Origin of the sequence: Noviherbaspirillum malthae (assembly GCF_015352985.1) — a bacterium.
GTDB lineage: Bacteria > Pseudomonadota > Gammaproteobacteria > Burkholderiales > Burkholderiaceae_D > Noviherbaspirillum > Noviherbaspirillum malthae.
On the sequence record NZ_JACYXF010000061.1, the window covers coordinates 1 to 22,511 of the forward strand.

The following is a 22,511-nucleotide window of genomic DNA, read 5'->3' on the forward strand; positions in this document are numbered from 1 at the left end:
TCAAGCTGGCTATCTGCGCCGAGCAATCGTTCCGGCGTTTGAAGGGATTCACCTGGCTGGCAGAGGTGATTCGAGGAGTGAAGTTTGTCGATGGAGTTCGTGAGCATCAGCAGCTGGCCGCCGCCTGATCAATCACCGTCTATCCACAACATTTGACGATACCTCGTGGTAGAAATCGGGGTGCCATATGGAACGCGCGTGTTGACGACCTGATCGCCCTTGGCATCATAAAGTATGACCCAGCCCGTCTCGCCGATATTTGCGACCTTCGCATTCTGGTACAAGGCTGCAAAATCTTCCGCTTCCAGAAAGCTGGATGCAGCAAGTACCCGTAAAGCAGACTTGGCACTTGTCAGCTCTTGGTCGATGGCCAACGCGACAGAGTGGGCAATTTCCATCTGATTTTCTTCCGAAGACCGATGAAAAGCATCATGAAGGCGCGCGACCGCAAGTCCGGAGAAGACTACCACTGGAACTAGAATGATCAATGCAAGCAACAGCAGGTAGCTACGGACTTTCATTGCAATTTATATAATATTGGCGGGGTGTTGCGGAAACGCTGTTTTTCCAAGGTTCCTGATTGTATGTGAATTTGCATTTTAGAAATTGCGTTCAGATAAATATGAAAAGCCTGTCTCATGGCACCGGTCCGCTTTAACGGTACCCGAGCGCTTACTTCGGAGAATGTCGGAAGAAAGCAATGCGACGCGTCGGAACCTAGTCGGTTAAACGGCAATGGCTGGAATTGAACAAGTAGCAGCCGTATTTAAGATTCCTGTGCTGGGAGGGAGGCCTAGGAACCCGACTATCGACATTGTTAGCAAAAGGGCATTTTTGCGACATTATGGGGGATCTGTTGAATTACCGATGGGTACTGCAACCAGCCGGCGCGCCGACACGGGACTGGCTGGACCAGACATTTGATCGCAAGAAGCTGCCCCGCCCGGTCGTTCAGGTCGAAGCCAGCATGCTTCTGATTCTGCCTGCATTAATTTCAGAGACCGGACTTTTAAGCTTTATTTCCCGACACCATTTGGGAGCCGGCACTCCATTGAAGGAGGTGCAGCTGAAAGAAACAACCATGCACCGAAGGCTTGTGGTCACTTATAGGAGAAACAGTTATTTGTCACCCGCAGCACTTAAATTGATCGAGATCTTCGAGAACCTTTAAACCTGTATCGCATGCTTAGTTTCTCGGACGACTCCTTGTCCAAGCTGGTACTACTTCAATCTTGGAGCACGTAGGTCGCGCGTTTGAGCGATAATGTTAAAAGCTGTACTTGAAACTTATTGTTTACGCCGCCCGTGTCTCCTCTGCGTCTGAATCGTATTGGCTTGCCTTAGCCCGGGAGCTGATAGATTGATTAAGCGAATTCAGATGAAGCAGCCTGCGAACTGTGCGTCGGATGTCTTCATACGCGGTTTCCTTGCCCATACTCGAAACCAATTCCAGCATATTGATGAATGCTGTCGCACCAAGTGATTCGGCGGCAGTCTCAATGCCTTGCAGGATCGCCGGCGAGTATTTGACTTCACGTCCCAAGGCAAGCAGGAACGGCACTTCGTGGAGTTTCGGGTCGCACCTCACCAGCTGCAGCAGGTCAAACATCCGGCCTTGATCGAAGTGCACCCCACAAGTCACCAGGCTGATGTCTTGCGCCAAGAGTGTTTTGGCGTCTTGAAAGGAATGGCAAACCAATAGATTGAATTCGTCGTCCAAGACATCATGAACAAGCGGGGTGTCTTGGCGACTGACAGCAATCAGCAGGGTGGGCTTGCCTATCTGATCCATAAAGGCCCTGTGGAACGGCTATTAACAATATGCAACATAGACGTCGAGGCTTGCTTTGTCAAAGCCTTTCACAAATCCGGGGCGGTTAACAATCTATGCAGGTTCCGGTAGCAGCCAGAGTCCGTACCATGACCGAAATATGCGAGAGTGGGACGGCACTAAGGGGCGACTTTTTCGGTAGCTCTTCGCCATTGAAGGTTGTAAAAATACTTTCAACGACAAGCCGAACGTTATTCGGCACCTCTCCGAGCTGGTATCGAACGTTTCTTTGCCGGCGTGGTTTTGAATGTTGAAAAGTTTTGCCAAAGGCTTCATTCTGCAGAAGAATCGAGCGCCAGCATTTCACTGATGCGGTGCCTCGCAAATGAATCGGCACTGTCGACATAGCGCATGGCCGAATGCACATCCTTCCAGCCAACATATTCCATTAGCATTTTCACATCCCAACCGTTTGCGCTGGCCCACGTCGCAAAGCCGCGCCGCGGTGAATGGCCGCTGTAGAGTTCAGGCGACACAACACCAGCTTCTTTCAGGATCGAGCGCAGCAGCGGTACCAGACTGTCGATATGTAGGCCAACGTCACCGACATGCCCCCAGCGGTCGATGCTCCGAAAAACCGCACCATCACTAATCTGCGCAGCGCCTACCCATGCCAGGTAGGCTTCGACCGGGCAGAGTCGCTCCAGGGCCGGCGCCTTGAACGTCGTTCCCTTGATCTGCCGATCAGTCTTGGTGATCGGGAAATAACAGGTCATACCCTGGCCAGGCACGATCTCCACATGCTCGGCCTGCAGCCGGGTCAGTTCATCGCCGCGAAAGCCACGCCAGAACCCGTCCAGTTGCAGCGGCTTGGCGCGTTTTTCTTGGGACGGGTGGAGTACTTGGACACCTCTGAGCACTTTTTTCACAATCGGCGCTTTGGTTGGATCGGGAAAGCCTTGGTCCAGGTGCCATTGGGCGAGGGCGGCCAACCGCTGGCGCAGCGTACTGACTGACAGCGTTTCGGCATGGCCGACCAAGTAGCGGGCGACGCTTTCCGCGGTTGCTGGCAAAAAGCCGCCCCATTCGACTTCGAAGTGACGGACCGCACCTTGGTAGGCCTTACGAGTGTTATCGCGGGTGGCGGCTTTTACGTACTGGTCGAGCTTGGTCATGCAGTAGCTGGTGAATAGGGTTTTACGGATCAATACACCCAAATATACCGGAAAATGGCGTCAATGCCGGTTAATCCCGCATTATCCAGTTATAGGCATGTTGAAAATTAAAGCGAACGCCGTTATTGTATCGTACGTAAATATGTATCATGTAATGCGTAACCATATATCGAGGTGTGCTGTGGGGCGATCAGGGCTATATAAAACAGACGTAAAACAGGCGCGCGAGATTCTTCTCGCCCAAGGTAAGCATCCTTCCGTCGATGCCGTACGTATCGCCCTTGGGAATACCGGCTCCAAGACGACAATCCACAAGTATCTGCGGGAGCTTCAGGAAGAAGAAGGTGTCGACCGTAAATCCTCGATCAGCGAGGTGCTGCAGGATCTGGTCGAGCGCTTGGCGGGTCAGCTTCAAGCTGAGGCTAACGAAAAACTCGAACAAGCTAATGCAAAGCATCAGGAGCAGACCCGCACGCAGGCCGAACTGATTGCTGAACTACGTACGGAGGTGGCGGCCGTTACCGAGCGTTTGGCACAAGCCCATCACGCGCTAGCGCAAGAGCAGGTTGCCCACGCCAGCACTCGCGAAGCCCTCCAGGATTTGACCGTGACACACCGCGCTGCCGAACAGCGCATCGTCGGCCTGGAAGAGCGGCTGTACGAGAATGAACAGCACCGGCAGTCTCTTGAGCAAAAACACGAACATGCGCGGCAATCGCTCGAGCATTACCGCAGCTCGGTCAAGGAACAGCGGGAGCAGGACCAGCGCCGGCACGAACAGCAGGTGCAACAGTTGCAAGCCGAGATGCGGCAGCTGCAGCAATCCCTGGTGGTCAGGCAGGAAGAAGTGACCCGACTGAACCAGGACGGCGTGCGTCTGGTATCGGACCTGTCTCACACGCGCAAATCACTGCATGACGAGCAGGCCAATAGCCGGCAGCTTGCGCAGCGTATGGAATCACTGCAGGACACGGAACAGCGTGCGCGGGTGCTGGAGGTGCAGCTGGCAGAAAAGACCGTGTTGTCTGAACGCTTAACCGAACAGCTGGCGACAGCGACGGCGCAGTCAGAGGGTAATGCAAGGCAAGTACGGGAGTTGGAATTGTCGCTGGCTACCACGCAAGCCAGAATGGAGGCACAGCAGGCTCTGAATGAGGAATTGCGCAGCTATCTCAAACAGCAGAACCGCACCGAGAAAGACGAAGGCAAGTGACGTCCCAAAATTGACAAAGGCCTGTGATCCCTAGCGGATGACAGGCCTTGCAATAATGCTCGCATCAACATGCGGCACCAGTTTTGGTCAAATACCTAGCTGGCGGAATGCGGACTGACGCGTTAGATAGTCTCGGCGATCGCACGGACTTTTTTCATATCCGCTGCGTTCGGGCTGTCATGGTGAACGGCCTTTGCCATGGTGATGGCCTTGTCCAAGGCAGCAATGAAGGAGCTCAAGAAGGCGGCGGAGCGGTTCGCGGTGTTGAGTGCAAGAGCTGTCATGGCTGTACCTTTCTTTCGGTCGTAATGTCGTTTGCTGTAGAGACAATATAGGCTTCGACAAGCAACATTCCCAATTTCAAGTGGTGATGCGAAGATATAAGCTTTGTGAATGGCTTTTGCGATTCACTATCCACTTTCAGCCATCTACCTATGGAGCTCGAGTGTAAGGATAGATTGATTGATGTCCACACGCGGTACTATCCTAGGTTGCCTTTCAGAACTTTTCAAAGAAAACGCTCATTTCAGCAAACGCTGAAATAGCCCGATGCAGTGAAATCTCAACAGAAATTTCAATAAACGTGCTATTTTCAGCAAATGCTGAAAGAGGTCCATGCAATGAAAGAAGCAGAGGTACGTGCCGGTGAGGCACTGCAGCGGTTGCTTGAGAAAATACCAATCCTTCAGATCGAAGAGATTGAAGCCGAGGGCATGTCTGGCGATTTGGGTCCGGACCTGACCGCCCGTCTGCGCGTGGACGGGCGTCAGCACCTGCTCATTTGCGGGTTTAAGCCGAATGGGCAACCACGCTACGCCCGCACTGCACTGCTGGAACTGGATAACTACATTGCGCAGCGAGCTCCTGGGGCGACGCCCATCTTCATCGCACCCTACATCTCACCCACGGTGAGGCAGTTGTGTGAAGAAAAGGGTGTCGGTTACCTCGATCTGGAAGGAAATGCCCGGATCACTTTTGGCGGCGTGTTCATAGAGCGCATGGTGTCGGACAAACCTGTGGCCGAACAACGTGAACTCAAGTCGCTATTCAGGCCCAAGTCGGCCCAGGTTTTGCGCGTCCTGCTGCGTGAGCCTGGCCGTGCATGGCGCGTCACCGAGCTGTCGGAAATCTCCGGGGTCAGCTTAGGGCACGTCAGCAATGTGCGCACCGGTTTGATTGACCGGGAATGGGCTTGCGCCTCGGACGATGGCCTCGTCCTTTCAGAGCCCGACGCACTCCTGGACGCATGGCGGGATAGCTACACCGCGCCTCTAGGTGAGCGGCTGCGGTTCTACACGCCATTGCATGGCAGCGCACTCGAAGATGCAGCTCGCAGGGCAATGCAATCTGAAGGCAGTCCCGGGCGCGCGGTCTTTGCCTCCTTCTCGGCAGCCCAGTGGCTTGCTCCTTACGGACGTACCAGTACGCACTACTTTTTTTCCGATGAGAACGGTCTGCAGAAGCTTCAGGCTGCGCTGAAACTCGCTCCCACATCGAAGGGCGAAAACGTGGTTGTCATCGTGCCAAAGGATGCGGGGCTGCTCACCGACACGACTGAACCTGCACCGGGAGCGGTCTGCACGAGCCTGATTCAGACATACCTCGACCTCTCTATTGCCGGCGAACGCGGCGCTGAAGCCGCCGGCTACTTGCGCCAAGAAAGGCTTACATGGCCAAAATAACATCCCAGGAACCACAGTCTGCCGCTGAATATGACGACCGCACGACTGCAGCAGTAAAGTCTGTGCTGATCGAGATGGGCCAGATCCTTGGCAGCTTCAAGGGCAAGTTCGCCATTATCGGCGGGGCGGTTCCCTGGTTACTACTAGCCAACGAGGACATGCCGCACGTCGGCACACTCGACGTGGACGTCGGGCTGGACGCGGAAGCACTCGGCGATGGCGAGTACGCGACCCTGATTGGTGCGCTTCGAGGCCACGGATACGCTCAGCGCGAAGGGCTTCGACGCTTCCAACTGGTTCGCCAAGTGCCCGCGCGCGATGACGGCGAAGCGATCGACGTTGTGGTCGATTTCTTGATGCCGCGCGATGCGGAGATCGTCAAAAACAATCCTCCCTTGATCAGCGACTTCGCCGTACAACGGGCTGATGGCGCCGACCTGGCGATGCGGTTCTACCAACTGGTTGCGGTAGCAGGCCCGATGCCGCACGGAGGAACGAACCGCGTGGAAATCGCGGTGTGCTCCATCCCCGCTCTGCTGGCAATGAAGGGCCATGCACTGGCAGGACGCTACAAGCAGAAGGACGCCTACGACATCTATTACTGCGTGCGGAACTATCCTGCAGGTATCGAGGCCCTGGCACATGAATGTCGCCAATTACTCGGGCATCCCAGTGGCGAGCGTGGTTTCCGGCATATCGCCGACAAGTTTGACACCTTTGACGGGCACGGGCCCACCTGCGTGAGGCGCTTCGTTGAAGACACCCGTCTACTGGGTGATCGTACACCGGAACAGTGGCAGCAAGATGCGTTCGGGCAGATCGACGCCTTGTTGCGCGCCATGGCGCTGCGAGAGTGAGTAGGTGAATTAGGGGCAAGCGTACTTGTTGAGCAAACTAGTGCGCTTCGGGTGATTAAGGCTCTCTGACTCAAGAGCCTATGCTGGTCCAATACCATCACATTGCGACCGAACTTTTCCAATACAGCGTTCTTGACACGAACACCAGGTGTTGCACGACCGCGGCGGCTCATCATGGCAATAGTGCAGTCGGTCTCAACGACAAACTTCAACCGACGGGGTGTATGGCGGGCTATCTTCCCTCTGGATTGGCCACGGGCCTGACGGACTCGCGCAGTGTCTCTCCTACTCATATCGTGATAATGGCTGCCGTTTAATCGGAAAGCGAACATGTGCCTATACGGCCCTATTCCAGCGCGTGCTCGGGCCATGTAAATAGACCCTATCAAATTCGTTTATAGAGCTGCCCTTTATTTTGATTTCCTTACATTGGGCCGCTTAAATACACTTCCCAATATCGAAATACGTTCACTAGCGATAAAAGAGAAGAGTGAGAAAGTCTTGTAAATGTGAGCTAATGAATCATTGTGGAAGCAAGGCGTTTTTCTGTTAAAAGCACCAATATCAATGGCGCCGCTTCGCCGCCTGCACCCAAAGCTGTTGGGCCGGTGTAGAGCGCCGTCGCAAGAAATGGCAGGTCTGCATCTTAGGAATCAAACCATTCACAGGTGACCGATAAGCTCAAGCAAACCGAGTAAGAGAAGTACTACGCCTCAAGGCACGCATAAAAAATCCTAGTAGGGAGCTAGGATGCCTGCCAACTTCATACAAAACATGCCTTAAGGACGCAATGTGAGTGGGAGCCACCCAATACTCAGGCGCCTCATAAAGAGCGAACTGTGCCTATTTCATTAAGCATTCGGCTTTCTGTCTATGGGCAGTGGCCGGTTTAACGTTAATTACACCTCTGTCCTGCTGCGTTGGATAGGACCGCCCCCAGCAACAACAATTCTGATAGTGAATACGTAAAGGAGACAAAATGTATAAACACGCCGTTGGCATCATCACTTTGATCGCATGTTCTACCGTGAGTTACGCTCAGAGCAACGTAACCATCTACGGCATTGTTGATGCTGGTGTGACGTATAACGACTTCAAAGGCAACGTCATTGGCAATAGACTCCTTCTTGATAGCGGTGGCGCTGCAGGAAACCGCATTGGATTCAGGGGAAGAGAAGATCTGGGAAATGGTATTGGTGCGATCTTTACCCTGGAAAATGGCTATTCGACTGACACCGGCGCCCTCGGTAACAACGGAAGGTTATTTGGACGCCAGTCATGGGTAGGACTTGAAAGCAAGGAGCTGGGTACGCTTGCTTTGGGTCGTTTTGGAACGTTCTCCTCGGGTACAGGCACGTTTGATATGTGGTCCAAAATTGACCCCTTCACAACTGCCTTTGGTGTGGCGTCCTTGAATCGTACCTTCTCGTCTGGTGCAGTGCGCCTTGACAATGCGATAGCCTACCGGTCTGCGGACTTCAATGGTCTTCAGGCCGGCATTATGTATTCATTCCAATCTGATCCAAACGCAGTGGTATCGGAAAATGCAGGTTCACGTAATAATAATCGCAGTGTTGCTCTTGGCGCTCGCTACGCCGCCGGGCCATTGTTCGCAGCGGTTACGTATGATATCTTCAAACCCTCAGTACTCGCTACAGGCCCATTCGCAGGTAGGCAGAATCCAACACAAAAACATCTGCAAGTAGGCGCACAGTATGACTTTGGAGTCGCCGCATTGCACGCCGCCTACGCGAGGCAAACGAATCTTTCAATCTACTCTCCAATCACCCAAGATCTGAGCGCCGTAGGGGCCAGCGGGCCGACTGATCGGCCTGATGCGAACAGTTACATGTTGGGCGTCAGCTCGCCGCTTGGTGCTGCTAATGGGCGATTCATGGCGTCATATCAGTACCGCGACGGCAAACCATACCGGACTACTACCGGTGTGGACTATGAGGGCGATGTGCGTATTATCTCTGCCGGTTATATACATAATCTGTCTAAACGTACCGCATTATATGCAACGGCTTCCGATTCAACGGGCAAAAAGTCCTTGGCAACCGGGACCGTTGCCACCAGCGCGTACAACTTGCGCGAATACAGAATCGGCGTTCATCATCGGTTCTAAAAAAGCAAGAAGCCGTGGAAGGCGCCGGGTACGAGGCCCGGTGCCTCTGCGAGAGAACTACGGTGATGCGCATCAGGCAGGGGTGTACGCGCTGGATCACCGCTATCCGCGCAATCTTATCGTTGCATTGAATATCTCCTCTTCCAGCGGGTTCGGCCGGCATCTAGCCGGCTTTTTCTTACCCGTACGGTGACGACTTTAGGTCTTCACCGTATGTCAGACCGTTCTTGTCATGTTCCGTTGACGATAGCGCATCACCGGGCAGTGAAGAATGCGCACCGTTCCATATCAGCGTAGGCAAATTCGGCGCGAAGCTGAATGTGATTGCGCACGCAAGCTTGCATTCCACTCTTTCCTGTTATCCAGCTCTGCAATAAGCGGCCAAGCCAGGCCAGCGGTACCTACAGACCGTCGTCGACTCACGACAGCGATATGTTGGGACTGGTTGATCTGTGCCGGCTGTAAGTCTGTCCAAGCTAGCCTATCAAACCCACTTATAGCCTAGCCCAACCTTTTGATTATCGCTAATCGCGTGGCCCAAATAAAATTTCTTCATCGTGATTGGTCACGGATCTGTAACAAAGGAGAGCGGTATGAGATTCAACGTCAAGGAAATAGTGCCCAACTTTGTAGGGCAAATCGAGGACTTCCCGTTTAATGCGCTGGATGACCAAGTGGTCAGTGAACTGCGGTCTGCATGGACAAAATACCCAGTGATTCGTTTCCGTAATGTCAACATCGGCGACCGGGAACAAGTAGCCTTTAGCAAAACAATCGGCGCCCCTGTTTTTCACCCCCGTCAGTTGCAAGAGGGAAAGAATACCGAGTTTCCTGAAATTCTGGTCATTAGCAATAAAAAGAAGGCCGATGGTACAGCCGCTGGTGACTTGGGTGATGGGGAAGTGAATTGGCATACGGACACTTGGTTCGTAGACCGTCCGCCATCAGCTGCTATCTTGCGTTCGGTACAACTGCCTCCCGACGGTGGTAACACGTACTGGGCCAACATGTATGCTGCGTATGAAACGTTGCCTGCCTCGATGAAAGAACGGTTGCGTGGTCTGTCGATTCACCATCAATCGGTATATGACGGTCGCGGCGAGGTCCGCCTGGGGAAAGAGCGACCGACTTCGTCAAACTTCGCTGATTGGCCTGGTGTCGACCATCCGATCGTGCGTCGTCACGGCGACTCTGGGAAGCCGTGTCTCTATCTGGGCGGCGATCCCAAGCACCAGTCCATTGTTGGAATGGATCAGCGCGAAGCCCAAGAGCTTCTGGACGAGCTATGGGAGCACGCCACACGACGCGAACACGTTTGGTTTCAGGAATGGAAATCGGGCGACATGATGATGTGGGATAACCGCTGCACAATGCATCGCCGTGATCCCTTCGATCCCAATACCATTCGTCTTATGCATCGTACGACAGCAGAAGGTGAGCGCCCAATACCGGCATGACCGACAAAGGAAAGGCTACGGTAATGAATTAGAACTCAACGCAGGCTTTCCGTATTGAAAACTGAATCGCTGTAATTGACTGGACAGAGCATCTTCAGGTAGATCATTGGGTTCGATGACTCACTCCCATACACGTACCATGAACCTCAAACTTAGACAGATTGAAGCCTTCAGAGCAGTCATGCGCGAAGGAAGCATGGTGCGAGCCAGTGCGGCGTTGTCGATTACGCAACCTGCGGTGAGCTATTTGATTGGAAGCTTGGAGGCGGCGGTCGGCTTTACACTGTTTAGCCGCCAAGGTGGAAAGCTCACGGCAACGCCTGAGGCTATTCAATTGATGGCTGAGGTCGACCGGCTTTATCTTGGACTCGATGCGATTCAATCGGCAGCGCTTCAGATAGCTAACTACGAACGGTCGTCTATTCGGATACTGATTACGCAAGCGCTCTCGGCAGGGCGAATAGTCAATAGCATCGGACAGTTCGCTGCTGCCCATCCAGGCCTGAAGCTGTTTCTTGATGTCGACCATCGCACTACCATTGTGCACCGAATCAACACCGGGCAAGCCGACTTGGGAATCTTTTCCCGGTCGTCCGGCGTCGATGCCACGTTCACGAAACTATTTGATAGTGAGCTGCTTTGTGTGTCATCGACATCCGGACCACTAAACGGCGCATCAAATGTGGACGCAAATATGCTTGAGGATGTGCCATTTGTGGCACTGAAGAGTAACGGGCTGATTCGTCCAAAAGTGGAGAACTGGTTCGCACAAGCCGGTGTTAAGCCCAACTATGTTATTGAAGTTGGGGACGCTGGCACGGCGATCGAGCTTGTCCGTGGTGGCCTTGGCGTCACCATTGTCAGCAGCTTCAGCTTTCCAGATAGGCAGGACTCCGGCCTTCTCGCTTTGCCGCTCATACCTGCGGAACATGTCGAGATTGGTGCATTTACGCCGAGTTCCCAACACGAGAATAGGGCTGTCGGAGCTTTGATCGAGTTCCTGCAACACACGGTATCTCATTGATAGCGAACCATAGTACTCGGCAGAACTGACTGCGCCAACAATATTAGCTTTAGGGCAAATAATGAAAGTCTCTTTAATTCAAATGAATTCGGGCCAGGATAAGGCGAAGAACCTGCGGGATGCAGAGCAGCTCGCGCGCCAAGCCATCGACCAAGATGGCACCAAGCTCGTAATCTTTCCGGAGCATTTCGACTGGGCCGGAGGAACTCCAAAAGACAAGGTCGCCGCAGGCGAAGCTGAACGCGATGGTCCTGCCTATGACATGTGCCGCAAACTGGCGCAGGACTGCAAAGTGTTTGTTCACAGCGGCAGCTTCTACGAAACGGCGCCAGGTGGCGAAAGGGTCTATAACACATCGGTTGTGTTCAACCCACAAGGGCAGGAGATTGCTCGCTATCGGAAGATTCATCTGTTCGACATTCACACACCAGACGGCCTGCGGTATGGTGAATCCGACGCCGTAGCGCCTGGAACCGCTACGGCGGTAGTCGATATTGACGGAATCAAGTTCGGTTTGGCCATCTGTTATGACTTACGCTTCCCTGAGCTGTTTCAACAGCTCCGTCTTGACGGGGCAGAAGCGATCGCACTTCCAGCAGCCTTTACTCTGCAGACAGGCAAGGACCATTGGGAAGTTCTTCTCCGGGCGCGTGCAATCGAAACGCAATGCTATTTTTTGGCAGCAGGCATGACAGGGCCGTTTGAGCAGAACGGTGAGACACGATACTCGTACGGTCATTCCCTTGTCTGCGATCCGTGGGGGCACGTGATAGCCCGCGCGTCCGATGGAGTCGGGTTCGTTTCTGCACGCATTGAAACTGCGCGCATCGTAGAAACACGCAAACAAATTCCGCTGGCCTCTCATAAGGTGCTCTGACATGAAGAAGTTTGTTATCGGCGACATGCCGGCGCCAATTGAACCTGCTCTCCGTGACCGCTTGCTGGAAGTGGAAACCGCGACAGTTGGGCATTTTCGTCATTGGGGATTCATGCCCCCAGAGATTCGGTCCCTGAGTGCAGGCAAACGGGTAGTTGGCACCGCCGTTACGTTAGCGCTACCCGCACAAGATTCTACGGCGTTACATCATGTGCTTGGGCAATTAAAGCCTGGCCACATTGTTGTGATTGACCGACTCGGTGACCACAAGCATGCGTGCTGGGGTGGCGGCGTGACGAGAGCAGCCAGCGTCGCGGGGGCATCCGCAGTAGTGATCGATGGTCCGTGCACTGACCCCTATGAAATAGAAGAGCATAAGTTCCCGGTATGGAGCCGCGGTGTTTCGCCCATTACCACTCGAATCTATGGCTTAGGTGGCATGGTCAACATGCCGGTGTCATGTGGCGGCGTCGTCGTCAATCCGGGCGATATCGTAATTTGTGATGAGAACGGTGTGTTAGTACTTCCGCCCTGCGATGTTGAAGAAACCGCCGTTATGGCGCTTGAAAAACAGGCTCGCGGCCAAACAAACCTCGAACGCTTGGCCCACGGTGAAAAGCTTGGTGACCTATCCGGTGCCAATGCAATTGTCCTTAAAGATTCGTAATAAGCCGGAGTATCCGGGATAGACCATCATTGAAGGAAGTTCAATATGAAAAAGGTTTTCCATGCTGCTGTTGCCATCTTTGCTGGTAGCGTTGCCTTCGCTGCCAATGCCAAGTGGCCAGAACGTGCTATCACAATTGTTTGTCCTTTTCCGGCCGGTAATTCTTCAGACGTGGCCGCGCGGGTTTACGCAGAAAAGCTGTCCGTAAAACTCGGGCAGCCTGTCATTGTCGAAAATCGAACTGGAGCAGCTGGGATCATTGGGACCTCCTACGCCGCAAAGCAGCCAGCTGACGGATACACCCTGCTCGTAGGTGCTGCCGGCCCACTGAATGTGAGCCCATGGACCCACTCCAAACCGCTATCTTATAACTCAGTCAAAGATTTCACGACCGTCGGTTCCATAGCATGGGCACCGCAAGTCCTGATTGCCCGTAAAGACCTTCCAGTCAAAGATTTCAAGGAATTCGTTGCCTATGGTAAGCAGCAAGCCAAACCACTACAGTATGGAACGTCGGGCGTTGGCACTACGGTTCATCTGACTATCTCACAGATCCTGAACCAAACAGGAATGAAGGCTAATCACATCCCGTATAGAGGTGGATCACAGGCGATTACAGACCTGCAGGGAGGCCACATCGATTTTATGTCGGATACTGTCCCTGTCGTTCAGGGGCTGTTGAAGGCTGGGTCCGTCAAAGCATTGGGAGTGAGCACGTCCGAGCGGATCGCCGCGTTACCTAACGTTCCTACCCTGAAGGAACAGGGCATAACGGATCTAAACGTACAAGGTTATATTACGCTTGTTGCCCCGGCTAAAACGCCTGATGCCATCACTAATCAAATAACCAATGCGATGGAAGTGATCAGCAAAGACGCTGACGTACGGAAGAGACTGGCAGACCTTGGATTGGTCCCAATGGATCTTCCACGTGCTCAACTTCCCAAATTCATTGAGACGCAACACGATGCCTGGAAAAAGGCCGTAGAAGTCTCCGGCGCAGCGAAGAGCGTCGATTAATGGCATGCATTCTGGGCACAGATGCATGCACTTAGCCGGCGATGCAAGTGACGCCAACAGAGCAGAAATAGGAAGTTACCATGGCTGTAAGCGTATTTGATTTGTTCAAGATCGGCATAGGGCCCTCCAGCTCGCACACGGTTGGTCCTATGCGTGCCGCCTTGATGTTTGTAACGGCAATTGCCGAGCTAGGAAAGCTGACTGAGGTCGCACGTGTCCGAGTCGAGTTATATGGATCACTTGGCGCAACGGGGAAGGGGCATGGAACAGACAAGGGCGTCATACTTGGTCTCTATGGTGAAGCGCCCGACACTGTCGAAGCGGACAGAATCGTAACCATCTCAAAATCGATAAGCGAGACGGGAAGCCTTATGCTGTGTGGTACCCATCCAATCGATTTCAATGCGCGTCGCGATATTGCATTCTACCGACAAGCATTGCCGGAACATCCCAACGCCCTGAAGTTGGCTGCATTTGACAAAAGCAACCATATATTGCGGGAGACGGTGTACCTATCAGTAGGCGGTGGATTTGTTATCCCTGCAGGAGCGGATAATCGACAGATGGCGGAGCATTTCCTGGAACTCCCATTTCGGTTCTCTAGTGGCAAAGAATTACTCGCCTTGTGTGAACACAACGACCTTTCCATCGCAGCATTAATGATGAAAAACGAACTTGTGCTCCGGCCTGAAACCGAGATTATTAGTGGGCTACGGCGAATATGGGATGCCATGCAAGCGTGTGTGGAGAGAGGTTGCAGAACCGAAGGAAGCCTTATCGGCCCCTTAGGAGTCAAGCGCAGGGCGCCGGCTTTGCACCGGAAATTGGTAGATCGAGATCGTACCGGTGTCTCAGGTCCTCTTTCTGGAATGGACTGGCTGAATCTATTTGCGCTCGCAGTCAATGAAGAAAATGCGAGTGGAGGCCGTGTTGTGACAGCGCCGACGAATGGCGCAGCGGGGATCATTCCGGCGGTATTGCATTATTACATCCGTTTTGTGTCTGAAGCCAATGAGCGCGGTATCTTCGAATTCCTGCTTACATCGGCTGCGATAGGCACGCTATACAAGATGAATGCATCAATTTCCGGTGCGGAGGTTGGATGTCAGGGCGAAGTAGGGGTGGCTTGCTCAATGGCAGCCGCAGGTTTGTGTGCAGCGATGGGCGGAACGCCCGCCCAAGTGGAACATGCGGCTGAAATAGGAATGGAGCACAACCTCGGCCTAACCTGCGATCCAGTCGGTGGACTGGTGCAGATTCCATGTATTGAACGGAACGCGATGGGGGCGGTGAAAGCTGTAAATGCTGCGCGCATGGCACTGGATGGCGATGGCAGTCATTATGTTTCTCTTGATTCGGTAATCAGAACGATGATGCAAACCGGAGCAGATATGAAGACAAAATATAAGGAGACGTCGCGCGGAGGCCTTGCCGTCAACATCATTGAGTGCTGACAATTACGATGCGTCCCTCCATATGCGACTTGGCAAGATAAGGCGACGATTAGGTGAGGAGTCGCTCGTCCTAGCATGCTTTGATGCGTTCCCAAGGTGATTCGCTGCCCTGTGTACCGGATCCCCCTGGGCCGCACTGCCGAAGCGCTCTATGGCGACCGTCGCACTGATTCGCCCGCGTCAAATCGATGCGGCCAGAAGCAGCAACTGATTCAATCCCTTGCGGATCGCTTTCAAAAACTGCGTTCGCCAGCGCAAACGCGCCCTAAGGGGCGGTGCCTGCAAGTCCATAACTTTCTCGACTGCTGGCAACGCCTAAACCTACTTTCGAAATAGATTTAAAAAATACGAAGACGAGCCATATACCGTCAATTAGAATACTTCATCCTCACTTGCATGCCTTTCTTCCGCAATCAGGGCTACCAATAATTGATCTGATTCATCGGTCAGTTTTTCTAATGCAAACCGCTTAAACTCAATGCTATCCTGTTTGGTTAACTTTAATCGGCCAGTACGCAGTGCAAGAAGAAATTCAACAGCTGCTTCGCCTTGTGGTCTGTTTCTGTATATTATTTGTCCCTCTAGTATTGTTCGGACTAATCTGCTTTCATCCGGTAGTGCCGAGTAATCTAGTTCAGATGGATTAGCTTGTCGTAGAATAGCGGCCTGAATAACGCCGTCATTGTACCTCATGAAAAGTAGCGGCTCTAAAACGACCTGTTGCATTGCGTGCGATCTCAGCCAATGGTCTGGATTTTTGAACTTACCATCTCGTGCATGTTGAAGTACTGCACCTATGGTGAGAAGTACGAGTGGTGCGTGTTGAGGTCCTTGGGTGTAATGATCATTCCAGTATGCAAAATCTTTGCGTAATTGCATAGGGTTGCCGAGATTGTCAGGTGACAAACTTAATTCACTTGGTATCTCTTCGTTGTTGAACAGTAGAGCTGCACGGTGAGGTACAAGCTTCTCTATGGATGCATTTCTACGGTAAAGCGCTGCTTCACTTTCATACGCACTTGCTAGTGCAGTACCTATTGCGATAGAACGGTAAACGTTGACGTCATTATTTACTAATTTTGCCTGTCTTAAACTTGCTTCACAGAAAACGCTTTCTTCAAGCTTACGCGTTAATAGCAATCCTATTAAATATATTTTTTTCCCAAGATGTCTGTCACGCAGATCTCGTGCAATGGATTGTAATTTAGTTCCACGAGATGCTACCGCACTAACAATAAGCAATGTACGGCTTTGATCGAAACTTCCTTCTGTTTCCAAGTCAGCGTCACGGATAATTTGGATTTCTTTGCCAGCCTCACCCTTTCTCAAGAGGGAGCCGCATATTTGCGCAAGGATTTCGCTGGCATCGTCACCTTGATATACAATTGCCTGCACGGATGAAGGATCAATTTTTGCGAGTTTACCCTGAAGCCACATCGTGAATTGCGGGCCAGCGATAAATTTCTGTGCATCAACCCAAAGCGCTCGTATTTTCTCACCGCTGCGCTTATTGACCCGAAAAACATCTAAATCATGGTATTCGTCAACAATGGCTTTCGCAGTGGGCGAGTCATGTACTGTAAGAGAAATCTTCGCCTTTTTTATCGGCATTTGCTGCGGTTGAAATCGTTCGCCAAAGATCTGCAAGTCCTGTAGGTCGGGAAGCTCATCTTCTCCGGACTTCCATTCGACTGGTCTAGTGTAGGCAAACAACGCCAAGTGTTCATCTATAGCGCCTGCCAATGTAACTAGCGTAACGACATCACAATCGTCGCACTCCACATGTTCCTTCCATTTCCGCTGTAGCGACATTGATGAAGAGGCCGAAATAATACAGAATGCAGTGCCAGGAACTGGCGCCTGAATCATTTCAATGCCTTCATGCGAATGAAATGATTCGATCCTTGGGTTTTGTCCAAGTCGTACCAGAGTTTGGCGTAATGCATACGCCACACTTGCAATTGCCATGGTGTCGACAAAGATAACTTCCAATGCCTGATTCGCGACGCTTCGATGACTTATCCGTTCAAGTAAGCAAAAAGCTAGAAATTCTACCGATTCGCTGTCGCTGAGCGCCTCCTCCGCTCTGATGAAATGCGTTGAGTAATCTCCGGATGGCTTGCGGAACCTAAATCCTGCGGGAGCCGGCACTACAACTTCTTTGGACTCAAATAAAGCTTTTATGCCCTGTTTTTTGATTTCGTTGAAATTATTGATTATGTCCGGTTTAAAGTCGTCTTCACTTCCCCATGACCCAATACGTTCTAGATTAATTGGCGACCCGGTGTGATCGAAAGATACCACATAGAGTTGGGTCCTTGAGGATAACCGACGCAGTGCAAGGCTTACCGTTTTATCTTCAAAGGCCGCAATCAAGGATTCGTAGTCGTCATCGCTACAGATGATAGATATCACATCAGGAAAGGGTACGCGTTGCACACTGCGCTTAATTTCTAGTGAAAGCGCCTCAACTACTGTCGTACCATGGGCCTTGAACAGGAAGCGAAACTGATGCTGGGCTGGGCTTTCCCAACCGAAACCGAAATATCCACTCATGCCTTGCCCGTTCCTAGGGGAATCGCTAATGTGTATGTTGCGCCAGGGGCCTCGAATAGAGGCGGTTCTTTCACGTTCCAATGGTTAGGAGAAAATTCCTTGAAGCGTGAGAAATCTTGATATAACAAAAGCCGTCCCGTTCGCAGAACCATAAACGCGTCCAGCGAGCTTAAGTAACTCACCGTGCCCGTCAGTCCGCCCCCCCGGCCTTTCCCTGATTTAGTAGTCATATGCATGCCAAAACACTGGCGGACCAGTGCGTCTTCTTCGGCAATGGGCACCTCTGCGATGTCTCGTTTTAGCTTTCTTCGTGCCCAGTTACGTGCCAATCCAGGCCCGGAATCGTAAACTGTAATTTCTAAGAATCGCGTAGCACCTCTTGAGACAGATCGCTTCGGTTCCTGAATTCCTTTCATTATTTTATCCACCCGCGCCTCGTTAATAGCACGATCTGCTTTATGGTGGGCTTTGTTCAGAGCCATCCGAGCGAAATACTGCTGTGTTGGGACATCAGCGGCCAGTACTTGAGAATTCACCGTTACACGGTAGTCAATTTCGCGGAATAGAACTCCACGCATATTTTGCGTGTACGGCTTGTCCGCTTCGCTCAATCGAGCATGCTCATGTGTATTAGAAAACAGCTCGAATATTATTTGTGAAATCAGTGTTAACCCTACTTCGTCCAAACGACTGGCCGTAAGTGGGGAGAACGCATTCAGCATTTTCTCGGTAAGTGAACGGAAACCTGATTCGTCACGTAAGGAGAGTTCGTCTCGACGAGCATAGAAAGGTAAGATGAATTCGTTTGCGGCACCGCCAAAGGACACAAGATGAACACCCTTAGGCTTCATTGTTTTCCTTAGCTCCCAAGCTTGCATTGCCTTTACCGACGGCAAAAGATACCGTCTCGCTTCCTGCTGCGTTAATATCTCGCCGCTATGGAACTCAATTCGGGAAGCAAAATAAATAGCCGCAGTACCAAACGGTTCACCAGCTAAGTTGTAGATATCAGGAGAATCCGGTGTACCAGACACTTTCAATGTTGAGTCTGAATGCGCACGACTCCAAGCAGCCAAGTATTGAATTAACGCTCCAGTAATCCCAAGACCGCCCTCGTTATCAAAGCTATTCGGAAGCGAAAGCGACTTTGACGAATCGTCATGAAGTTGTCCGTAGGCTTCTTCTATTGAAGCAAGCGTTGTATTTTTTAAGAATCGCGTCATTATGTTGACAACTCCATCCTAACCACTATTGTTTTGAGCACTCGGTGTGACTTTCGCATTCGAAAGTCAAACCGTTGTGACCTGTCAAAAGCATATTTCGAACCATAATTCGTCCATTATCATACTTTTTAATAATTTCTGGGTGTTTGTCGACAGCATGCACTACGGGGCTTGTCTATTTACTATAAGTGACGATTACGACGGTACTAAAAAGTTCGAGCAATGATTCCCTTTTGCAAGTAAGGCGATACGCATGCTTTAAGATATAAGAATCCCAGCAATTCTGCCTACAGACCCATGCGGAATGAATATTTGCGCTGTTACGCTGTACCTGAACTACATTGGCAATATTTGACTTTGATTCCGTATCACAGGACATGTGCTCACGTCATGCTGGATAAATAAGCTTTGGGGCGGAATTCCTTTGGTGAACGACATTTTCTTGCAATATTGGGGCCCGTTCAAGGTAATGTTTAAACGCCTTGGCAAGCTTGTCCACCACTATTGTCGGATCCGGCTTCGCCAGGAAGGCAATATCATCACGCTTCATGGTCATGACGAAACCCTCAGTTATGCCAATGCTCTGGGACGGACTTTTGATGCCGACGTTATTGCAAGGCTGGTCGTCTGTTCGTGATTGCAGGCCTTCCTCAATTTAGGGGCACTAATTGCTTTATTCGTTCTTAGTGCGGTTCTGCTGCTTAAGATAGCTGCGTATCTCCTCGTTCAAAGCTTGCTGTGCTTACAGCCTGGCTTGAGTGGTTGCATGCGTCAATTCCAGTTTCCGTACCTGCCGTGAGAATCATTCCGCTTATACCGCGGCGGCAGCCGGCAGATCAATTACCCTTTCTGACAACACAGTCTTTTCAGCGAGCTGCACCTCTAACACTCGCACACGTTGTTCCCCGTTCGGTTGCGTTCCAATCGTGGCATAAGAATAGTGGTCATGTCACATCACATGCTTTTTATAAAAAATCCCATTTATATGGGCGAGGCCTCTTGCACCTTGCAAAAAAATTTGCTAGGGGAGGGGTGCTTACTTTGACTCTTCTGCGGTTTCAGATAAGGGCAATGACTTTTGTCGGGCCGATTCCGGAAGCGGGAGTTCTGAAGGTCGTAAGAACGCGATTCCTATTCGGGTTGCACATCGCTCAAGATCTGAATCCTCTGAGTAAATAATTTCAGCATCTCTTGAGGCTGCAATGGCTGCAATCTGCCAGTCAAACTTGAACTTCGTACGAGTAACCTTTTTTTGTTCTGGTTTAGAAAATGCCTGATTCAGCATTAGGGCGCAGTCCATGGCCGCCCGACCGTCGAAAGGCGTAATCTGAAATGTCGTCGACTTAGAGAGAAACTCATAATACTTCTCTCTTGCCGGTCCGGCATGCACCATGAGCTCAGTAAGCGTGGGTGTCGGAACGAGGATCTTTTTCTTGCTTCGCTTGATGGATGCAATAAGGTCATCAATCTTCGCTCGATGGTCGCCTTTAAGATTTTCGTTGAAAAGATCGATGAGTACAGAGCTGTCAAAGAGAACATTCATTCATCGCCTCGCAGCTTGCGAAGCTCTGCGTGCGGGTCTTTCATAGCGTTCCAGCCGCTCCCCTCAACAGCTCTCAGTGCGGCAACGGTAGCTTCAAGATCATCTTGCTCGACCGTTTCCCACGATTTAATTATGAATTCTTCCATATGCCACTTACGATCGGCACTGCGTCGCCACTTCCCATTTCCGCTAACTCGTACTTGCGGTCCAAAGAGAAGTCGGGCGAGATCCCTTGCCACGTTTTTATTTGTTGTGCATCGGTAGATCGTTCCATCGCTAGCTTGTAGCCATACTGGAACGCTACCGTCCTTTCCGCCAACCCTAATTAGTTCACCTGTAACTTCGCCAAACTCATGTACGGTGACCTCTTCTAGGATCGGAGTTTTCCTTCCTGGAAATTTATAGATGATGCCGCCGCCGTGGACCTTCAAAGTTGCAACGCACCCATCTTCCTGCAGCATTCGGTTAAGTTCTTGCTGTGTCTTGACGATGTCAGCGGGAGCGTCTGGCGATCCAACTAGCCACATCCGCTTCGATACAGCTTCTGCAGCAACCTCATCCGAATAGAATTTCTGAACAGCACTGCCTTTTGTAATCGATTCGAAATGCACCGATTCCTTGCTCCCAGCCAGCGCTGCAAGCTTTTCTAGATATTGGCCAAGCCGCGCCATTGGCAGCGTGCCAGGCGTCCACCTGTCCAAGCTAAATTCGAATGTCTTTTTTGCTTTCATGATGACATCATTTTAGTTTCATTGTGATGCCATTACTAGCGGCCTAATCAATATCGCAACAAGTGTCAAGGGTGCAATTAAAACCTTTTTCTTACCGATTTCCTATACCCAAGATATGGGATAGATTTCGTCCTACATCCCATGCCACTCCAGATTCCTAAAGCGGCATATTTCAGAAGCAAACCTGCCGCCATTCATAGTCGCCCTTCGCGAGATTGGGAACCTGCCGCTTCTCGCAGCGGCGAGCCGCCATAACAACGCCATGTTGGAACTGGACTGAATGGCCCTGCTTGTAGCTCCAAATCTCTCCTGTTTTGTCAGCACTTTTGCTAACTTTATCGGGATGGCCCCAGATTTTGATCACTTCGTTTGGACGCATTCCTACGCTAACAAAGTCTGTAATCCCAGGCAAATCAACTTTCCTACAGCCCTTAGTTATTCCAGTGCTTTTGTACTCTTTTTTCCAGTTTCATCGACACATAGAAACACCTCACTTTGTGCAAAGCAGGGGCTGGTTGACATTATTAGCAGGGTGCCAATAAAAAAATTCTTCATATTACCTAGATTCCTAGACGCCCCTATAGGACAGATGGAAAGTATGCTGCAGAGGCCGAATTCCAAAAGCGACATGGGTTACTTGAATTGATTCTTCGGATCGAAAAGCCGGCAGTTGTTACTCCAGCCATCGTCAAAGGACGAATCGCCTTCAAATCGGACATAATTTCCGGCTGATTCTGCGGCGAAAAATCGCTTAAACCCGATATAGCCACCCATGGAATTTTTAGCGTTCACTTCGCCGCAAAGGAAGGAGTCGTACTTTCCAGAGAAAAGATTCCGAAATTTGGCCGAATCCGGATCCTTGAGCTGCTCAAGTACAGCTTCTTGGCCACGCTTGACAAGCGCCTTCCGGAGTTTAGGCGCTTCAGTCTGTGCAAATGAGCAAACGCCAATACTGAACAAAGCTGCAAATGCAAATACCGTAGATACCTTCATGCATCGCCCCAAAAATTGCAAATAAGCAATTAAAGCGTAAACCATTGGTAAGGTATACCCATATTTATGGGGCTGCCTCCTGTAGCTTGCCGATGGTCTGATTAAAGCCCGAAGCTACTCTCCTGTACTGAAAGTGCTCC

The 22,511-nt window shown here is 51.3% G+C and carries 21 protein-coding genes and 1 pseudogene; 12 read left to right on the top strand and 10 right to left on the bottom strand.

Going from position 1 to position 22,511, the window contains the following annotated elements; genetic code table 11:
- Positions 1 to 128 precede the first annotated feature (128 nt).
- Positions 129 to 521: a hypothetical protein gene (locus IGW03_RS30480; RefSeq protein WP_194726233.1), complete on the bottom strand. Its 393-nt coding sequence runs from the start codon at positions 519 to 521 to the stop codon at positions 129 to 131.
- A 323-nt stretch (positions 522 to 844) separates the two neighbouring features.
- Between IGW03_RS30480 and IGW03_RS30485 the strand changes: the two genes are divergently transcribed.
- Positions 845 to 1,171: a LysR substrate-binding domain-containing protein gene (locus IGW03_RS30485; RefSeq protein ID WP_194726234.1), complete on the top strand. Its 327-nt coding sequence runs from the start codon at positions 845 to 847 to the stop codon at positions 1,169 to 1,171.
- Positions 1,172 to 1,294: 123 nt separating this feature from the next.
- Here IGW03_RS30485 and IGW03_RS30490 read toward each other — a convergent pair whose 3' ends face one another.
- Both IGW03_RS30490 and IGW03_RS30495 read right to left on the bottom strand, forming a co-directional pair.
- Positions 1,295 to 1,792: a hypothetical protein gene (locus tag IGW03_RS30490; protein WP_194726235.1), complete on the bottom strand. Its 498-nt coding sequence runs from the start codon at positions 1,790 to 1,792 to the stop codon at positions 1,295 to 1,297.
- A 311-nt stretch (positions 1,793 to 2,103) separates the two neighbouring features.
- Positions 2,104 to 2,946, bottom strand: coding sequence for a tyrosine-type recombinase/integrase (locus tag IGW03_RS30495; RefSeq protein ID WP_194726236.1), 843 nt, complete (start codon positions 2,944 to 2,946; stop codon positions 2,104 to 2,106).
- Between the two features lie 97 nt (positions 2,947 to 3,043).
- On the opposite strand from IGW03_RS30495, the gene IGW03_RS30500 reads away from it, so the two are divergent.
- The gene (locus IGW03_RS30500) at positions 3,044 to 4,159 is read left to right on the top strand and encodes a DNA-binding protein (protein ID WP_228536199.1); all 1,116 of its coding nucleotides are present in this window, start codon (positions 3,044 to 3,046) and stop codon (positions 4,157 to 4,159) included.
- Between the two features lie 122 nt (positions 4,160 to 4,281).
- On the opposite strand, the gene IGW03_RS30505 is transcribed toward IGW03_RS30500, so the two are convergent.
- Positions 4,282 to 4,443, bottom strand: coding sequence for a hypothetical protein (locus IGW03_RS30505; protein WP_194726237.1), 162 nt, complete (start codon positions 4,441 to 4,443; stop codon positions 4,282 to 4,284).
- 315 nt (positions 4,444 to 4,758) lie between these two features.
- On the opposite strand from IGW03_RS30505, the gene IGW03_RS30510 reads away from it, so the two are divergent.
- From IGW03_RS30510 to IGW03_RS30550, 9 genes are all read left to right on the top strand, one after another.
- Positions 4,759 to 5,841, top strand: coding sequence for a type IV toxin-antitoxin system AbiEi family antitoxin (locus tag IGW03_RS30510; protein WP_194726238.1), 1,083 nt, complete (start codon positions 4,759 to 4,761; stop codon positions 5,839 to 5,841).
- Positions 5,829 to 6,698 (top strand): nucleotidyl transferase AbiEii/AbiGii toxin family protein, encoded by an 870-nt coding sequence (locus IGW03_RS30515; protein WP_194726239.1) that lies wholly within the window; start codon positions 5,829 to 5,831, stop codon positions 6,696 to 6,698. The genes IGW03_RS30510 and IGW03_RS30515 overlap by 13 nt, the downstream gene beginning before the upstream one ends.
- A gap of 979 nt (positions 6,699 to 7,677) precedes the next feature.
- A complete protein-coding gene (locus tag IGW03_RS30520) occupies positions 7,678 to 8,826 on the top strand; it encodes a porin (RefSeq protein ID WP_194726240.1) in 1,149 nt (382 codons plus the stop codon).
- Positions 8,827 to 9,419: 593 nt separating this feature from the next.
- A complete protein-coding gene (locus tag IGW03_RS30525; RefSeq protein WP_194726241.1) occupies positions 9,420 to 10,283 on the top strand; it encodes a TauD/TfdA dioxygenase family protein in 864 nt (287 codons plus the stop codon).
- A gap of 139 nt (positions 10,284 to 10,422) precedes the next feature.
- On the top strand, positions 10,423 to 11,307 hold the full coding sequence (locus tag IGW03_RS30530) for a LysR family transcriptional regulator (RefSeq protein ID WP_194726242.1): 885 nt from the start codon (positions 10,423 to 10,425) through the stop codon (positions 11,305 to 11,307).
- Positions 11,308 to 11,368: 61 nt separating this feature from the next.
- Positions 11,369 to 12,184: a carbon-nitrogen hydrolase family protein gene (locus tag IGW03_RS30535; protein WP_194726243.1), complete on the top strand. Its 816-nt coding sequence runs from the start codon at positions 11,369 to 11,371 to the stop codon at positions 12,182 to 12,184.
- A gap of 1 nt (position 12,185) precedes the next feature.
- Positions 12,186 to 12,851 carry an RraA family protein gene (locus tag IGW03_RS30540; protein WP_194726244.1) on the top strand — a complete coding sequence of 222 codons (666 nt, stop codon included), beginning with the start codon at positions 12,186 to 12,188 and terminating at the stop codon, positions 12,849 to 12,851.
- A gap of 45 nt (positions 12,852 to 12,896) precedes the next feature.
- The gene (locus IGW03_RS30545) at positions 12,897 to 13,871 is read left to right on the top strand and encodes a Bug family tripartite tricarboxylate transporter substrate binding protein (RefSeq protein WP_194726245.1); all 975 of its coding nucleotides are present in this window, start codon (positions 12,897 to 12,899) and stop codon (positions 13,869 to 13,871) included.
- 80 nt (positions 13,872 to 13,951) lie between these two features.
- Positions 13,952 to 15,325 carry an L-serine ammonia-lyase gene (locus IGW03_RS30550; RefSeq protein ID WP_194726246.1) on the top strand — a complete coding sequence of 458 codons (1,374 nt, stop codon included), beginning with the start codon at positions 13,952 to 13,954 and terminating at the stop codon, positions 15,323 to 15,325.
- Positions 15,326 to 15,415: 90 nt separating this feature from the next.
- Here the strand turns inward: IGW03_RS30550 and IGW03_RS39110 are convergent.
- The 3 genes and pseudogenes from IGW03_RS39110 to IGW03_RS30560 all read right to left on the bottom strand — a co-directional run.
- Positions 15,416 to 15,562: pseudogene (locus tag IGW03_RS39110) on the bottom strand (Tn3 family transposase); the annotation flags it as partial.
- Positions 15,563 to 15,697: 135 nt separating this feature from the next.
- Positions 15,698 to 17,881 (bottom strand): hypothetical protein, encoded by a 2,184-nt coding sequence (locus IGW03_RS30555; protein ID WP_194726247.1) that lies wholly within the window; start codon positions 17,879 to 17,881, stop codon positions 15,698 to 15,700.
- Positions 17,878 to 19,104, bottom strand: coding sequence for a hypothetical protein (locus IGW03_RS30560; RefSeq protein ID WP_194726248.1), 1,227 nt, complete (start codon positions 19,102 to 19,104; stop codon positions 17,878 to 17,880). Before IGW03_RS30560 ends, IGW03_RS30555 begins: the two co-directional genes overlap by 4 nt.
- A 427-nt stretch (positions 19,105 to 19,531) precedes the next feature.
- Here IGW03_RS30560 and IGW03_RS30565 point away from each other — a divergent pair, with 427 nt between their 5' ends.
- On the top strand, positions 19,532 to 19,741 hold the full coding sequence (locus tag IGW03_RS30565; RefSeq protein ID WP_194726249.1) for a hypothetical protein: 210 nt from the start codon (positions 19,532 to 19,534) through the stop codon (positions 19,739 to 19,741).
- 399 nt (positions 19,742 to 20,140) lie between these two features.
- On the opposite strand, the gene IGW03_RS30570 is transcribed toward IGW03_RS30565, so the two are convergent.
- The 3 genes from IGW03_RS30570 to IGW03_RS30580 form a co-directional block, all read right to left on the bottom strand.
- Positions 20,141 to 20,647 carry a type II toxin-antitoxin system VapC family toxin gene (locus tag IGW03_RS30570; protein WP_194726250.1) on the bottom strand — a complete coding sequence of 169 codons (507 nt, stop codon included), beginning with the start codon at positions 20,645 to 20,647 and terminating at the stop codon, positions 20,141 to 20,143.
- Positions 20,644 to 21,378 carry an MFS transporter gene (locus IGW03_RS30575; protein ID WP_194726251.1) on the bottom strand — a complete coding sequence of 245 codons (735 nt, stop codon included), beginning with the start codon at positions 21,376 to 21,378 and terminating at the stop codon, positions 20,644 to 20,646. The genes IGW03_RS30570 and IGW03_RS30575 overlap by 4 nt, the downstream gene beginning before the upstream one ends.
- A gap of 633 nt (positions 21,379 to 22,011) precedes the next feature.
- The gene (locus IGW03_RS30580; protein WP_194726252.1) at positions 22,012 to 22,371 is read right to left on the bottom strand and encodes a hypothetical protein; all 360 of its coding nucleotides are present in this window, start codon (positions 22,369 to 22,371) and stop codon (positions 22,012 to 22,014) included.
- Between the last annotated feature and the right edge of the window lie 140 nt (positions 22,372 to 22,511).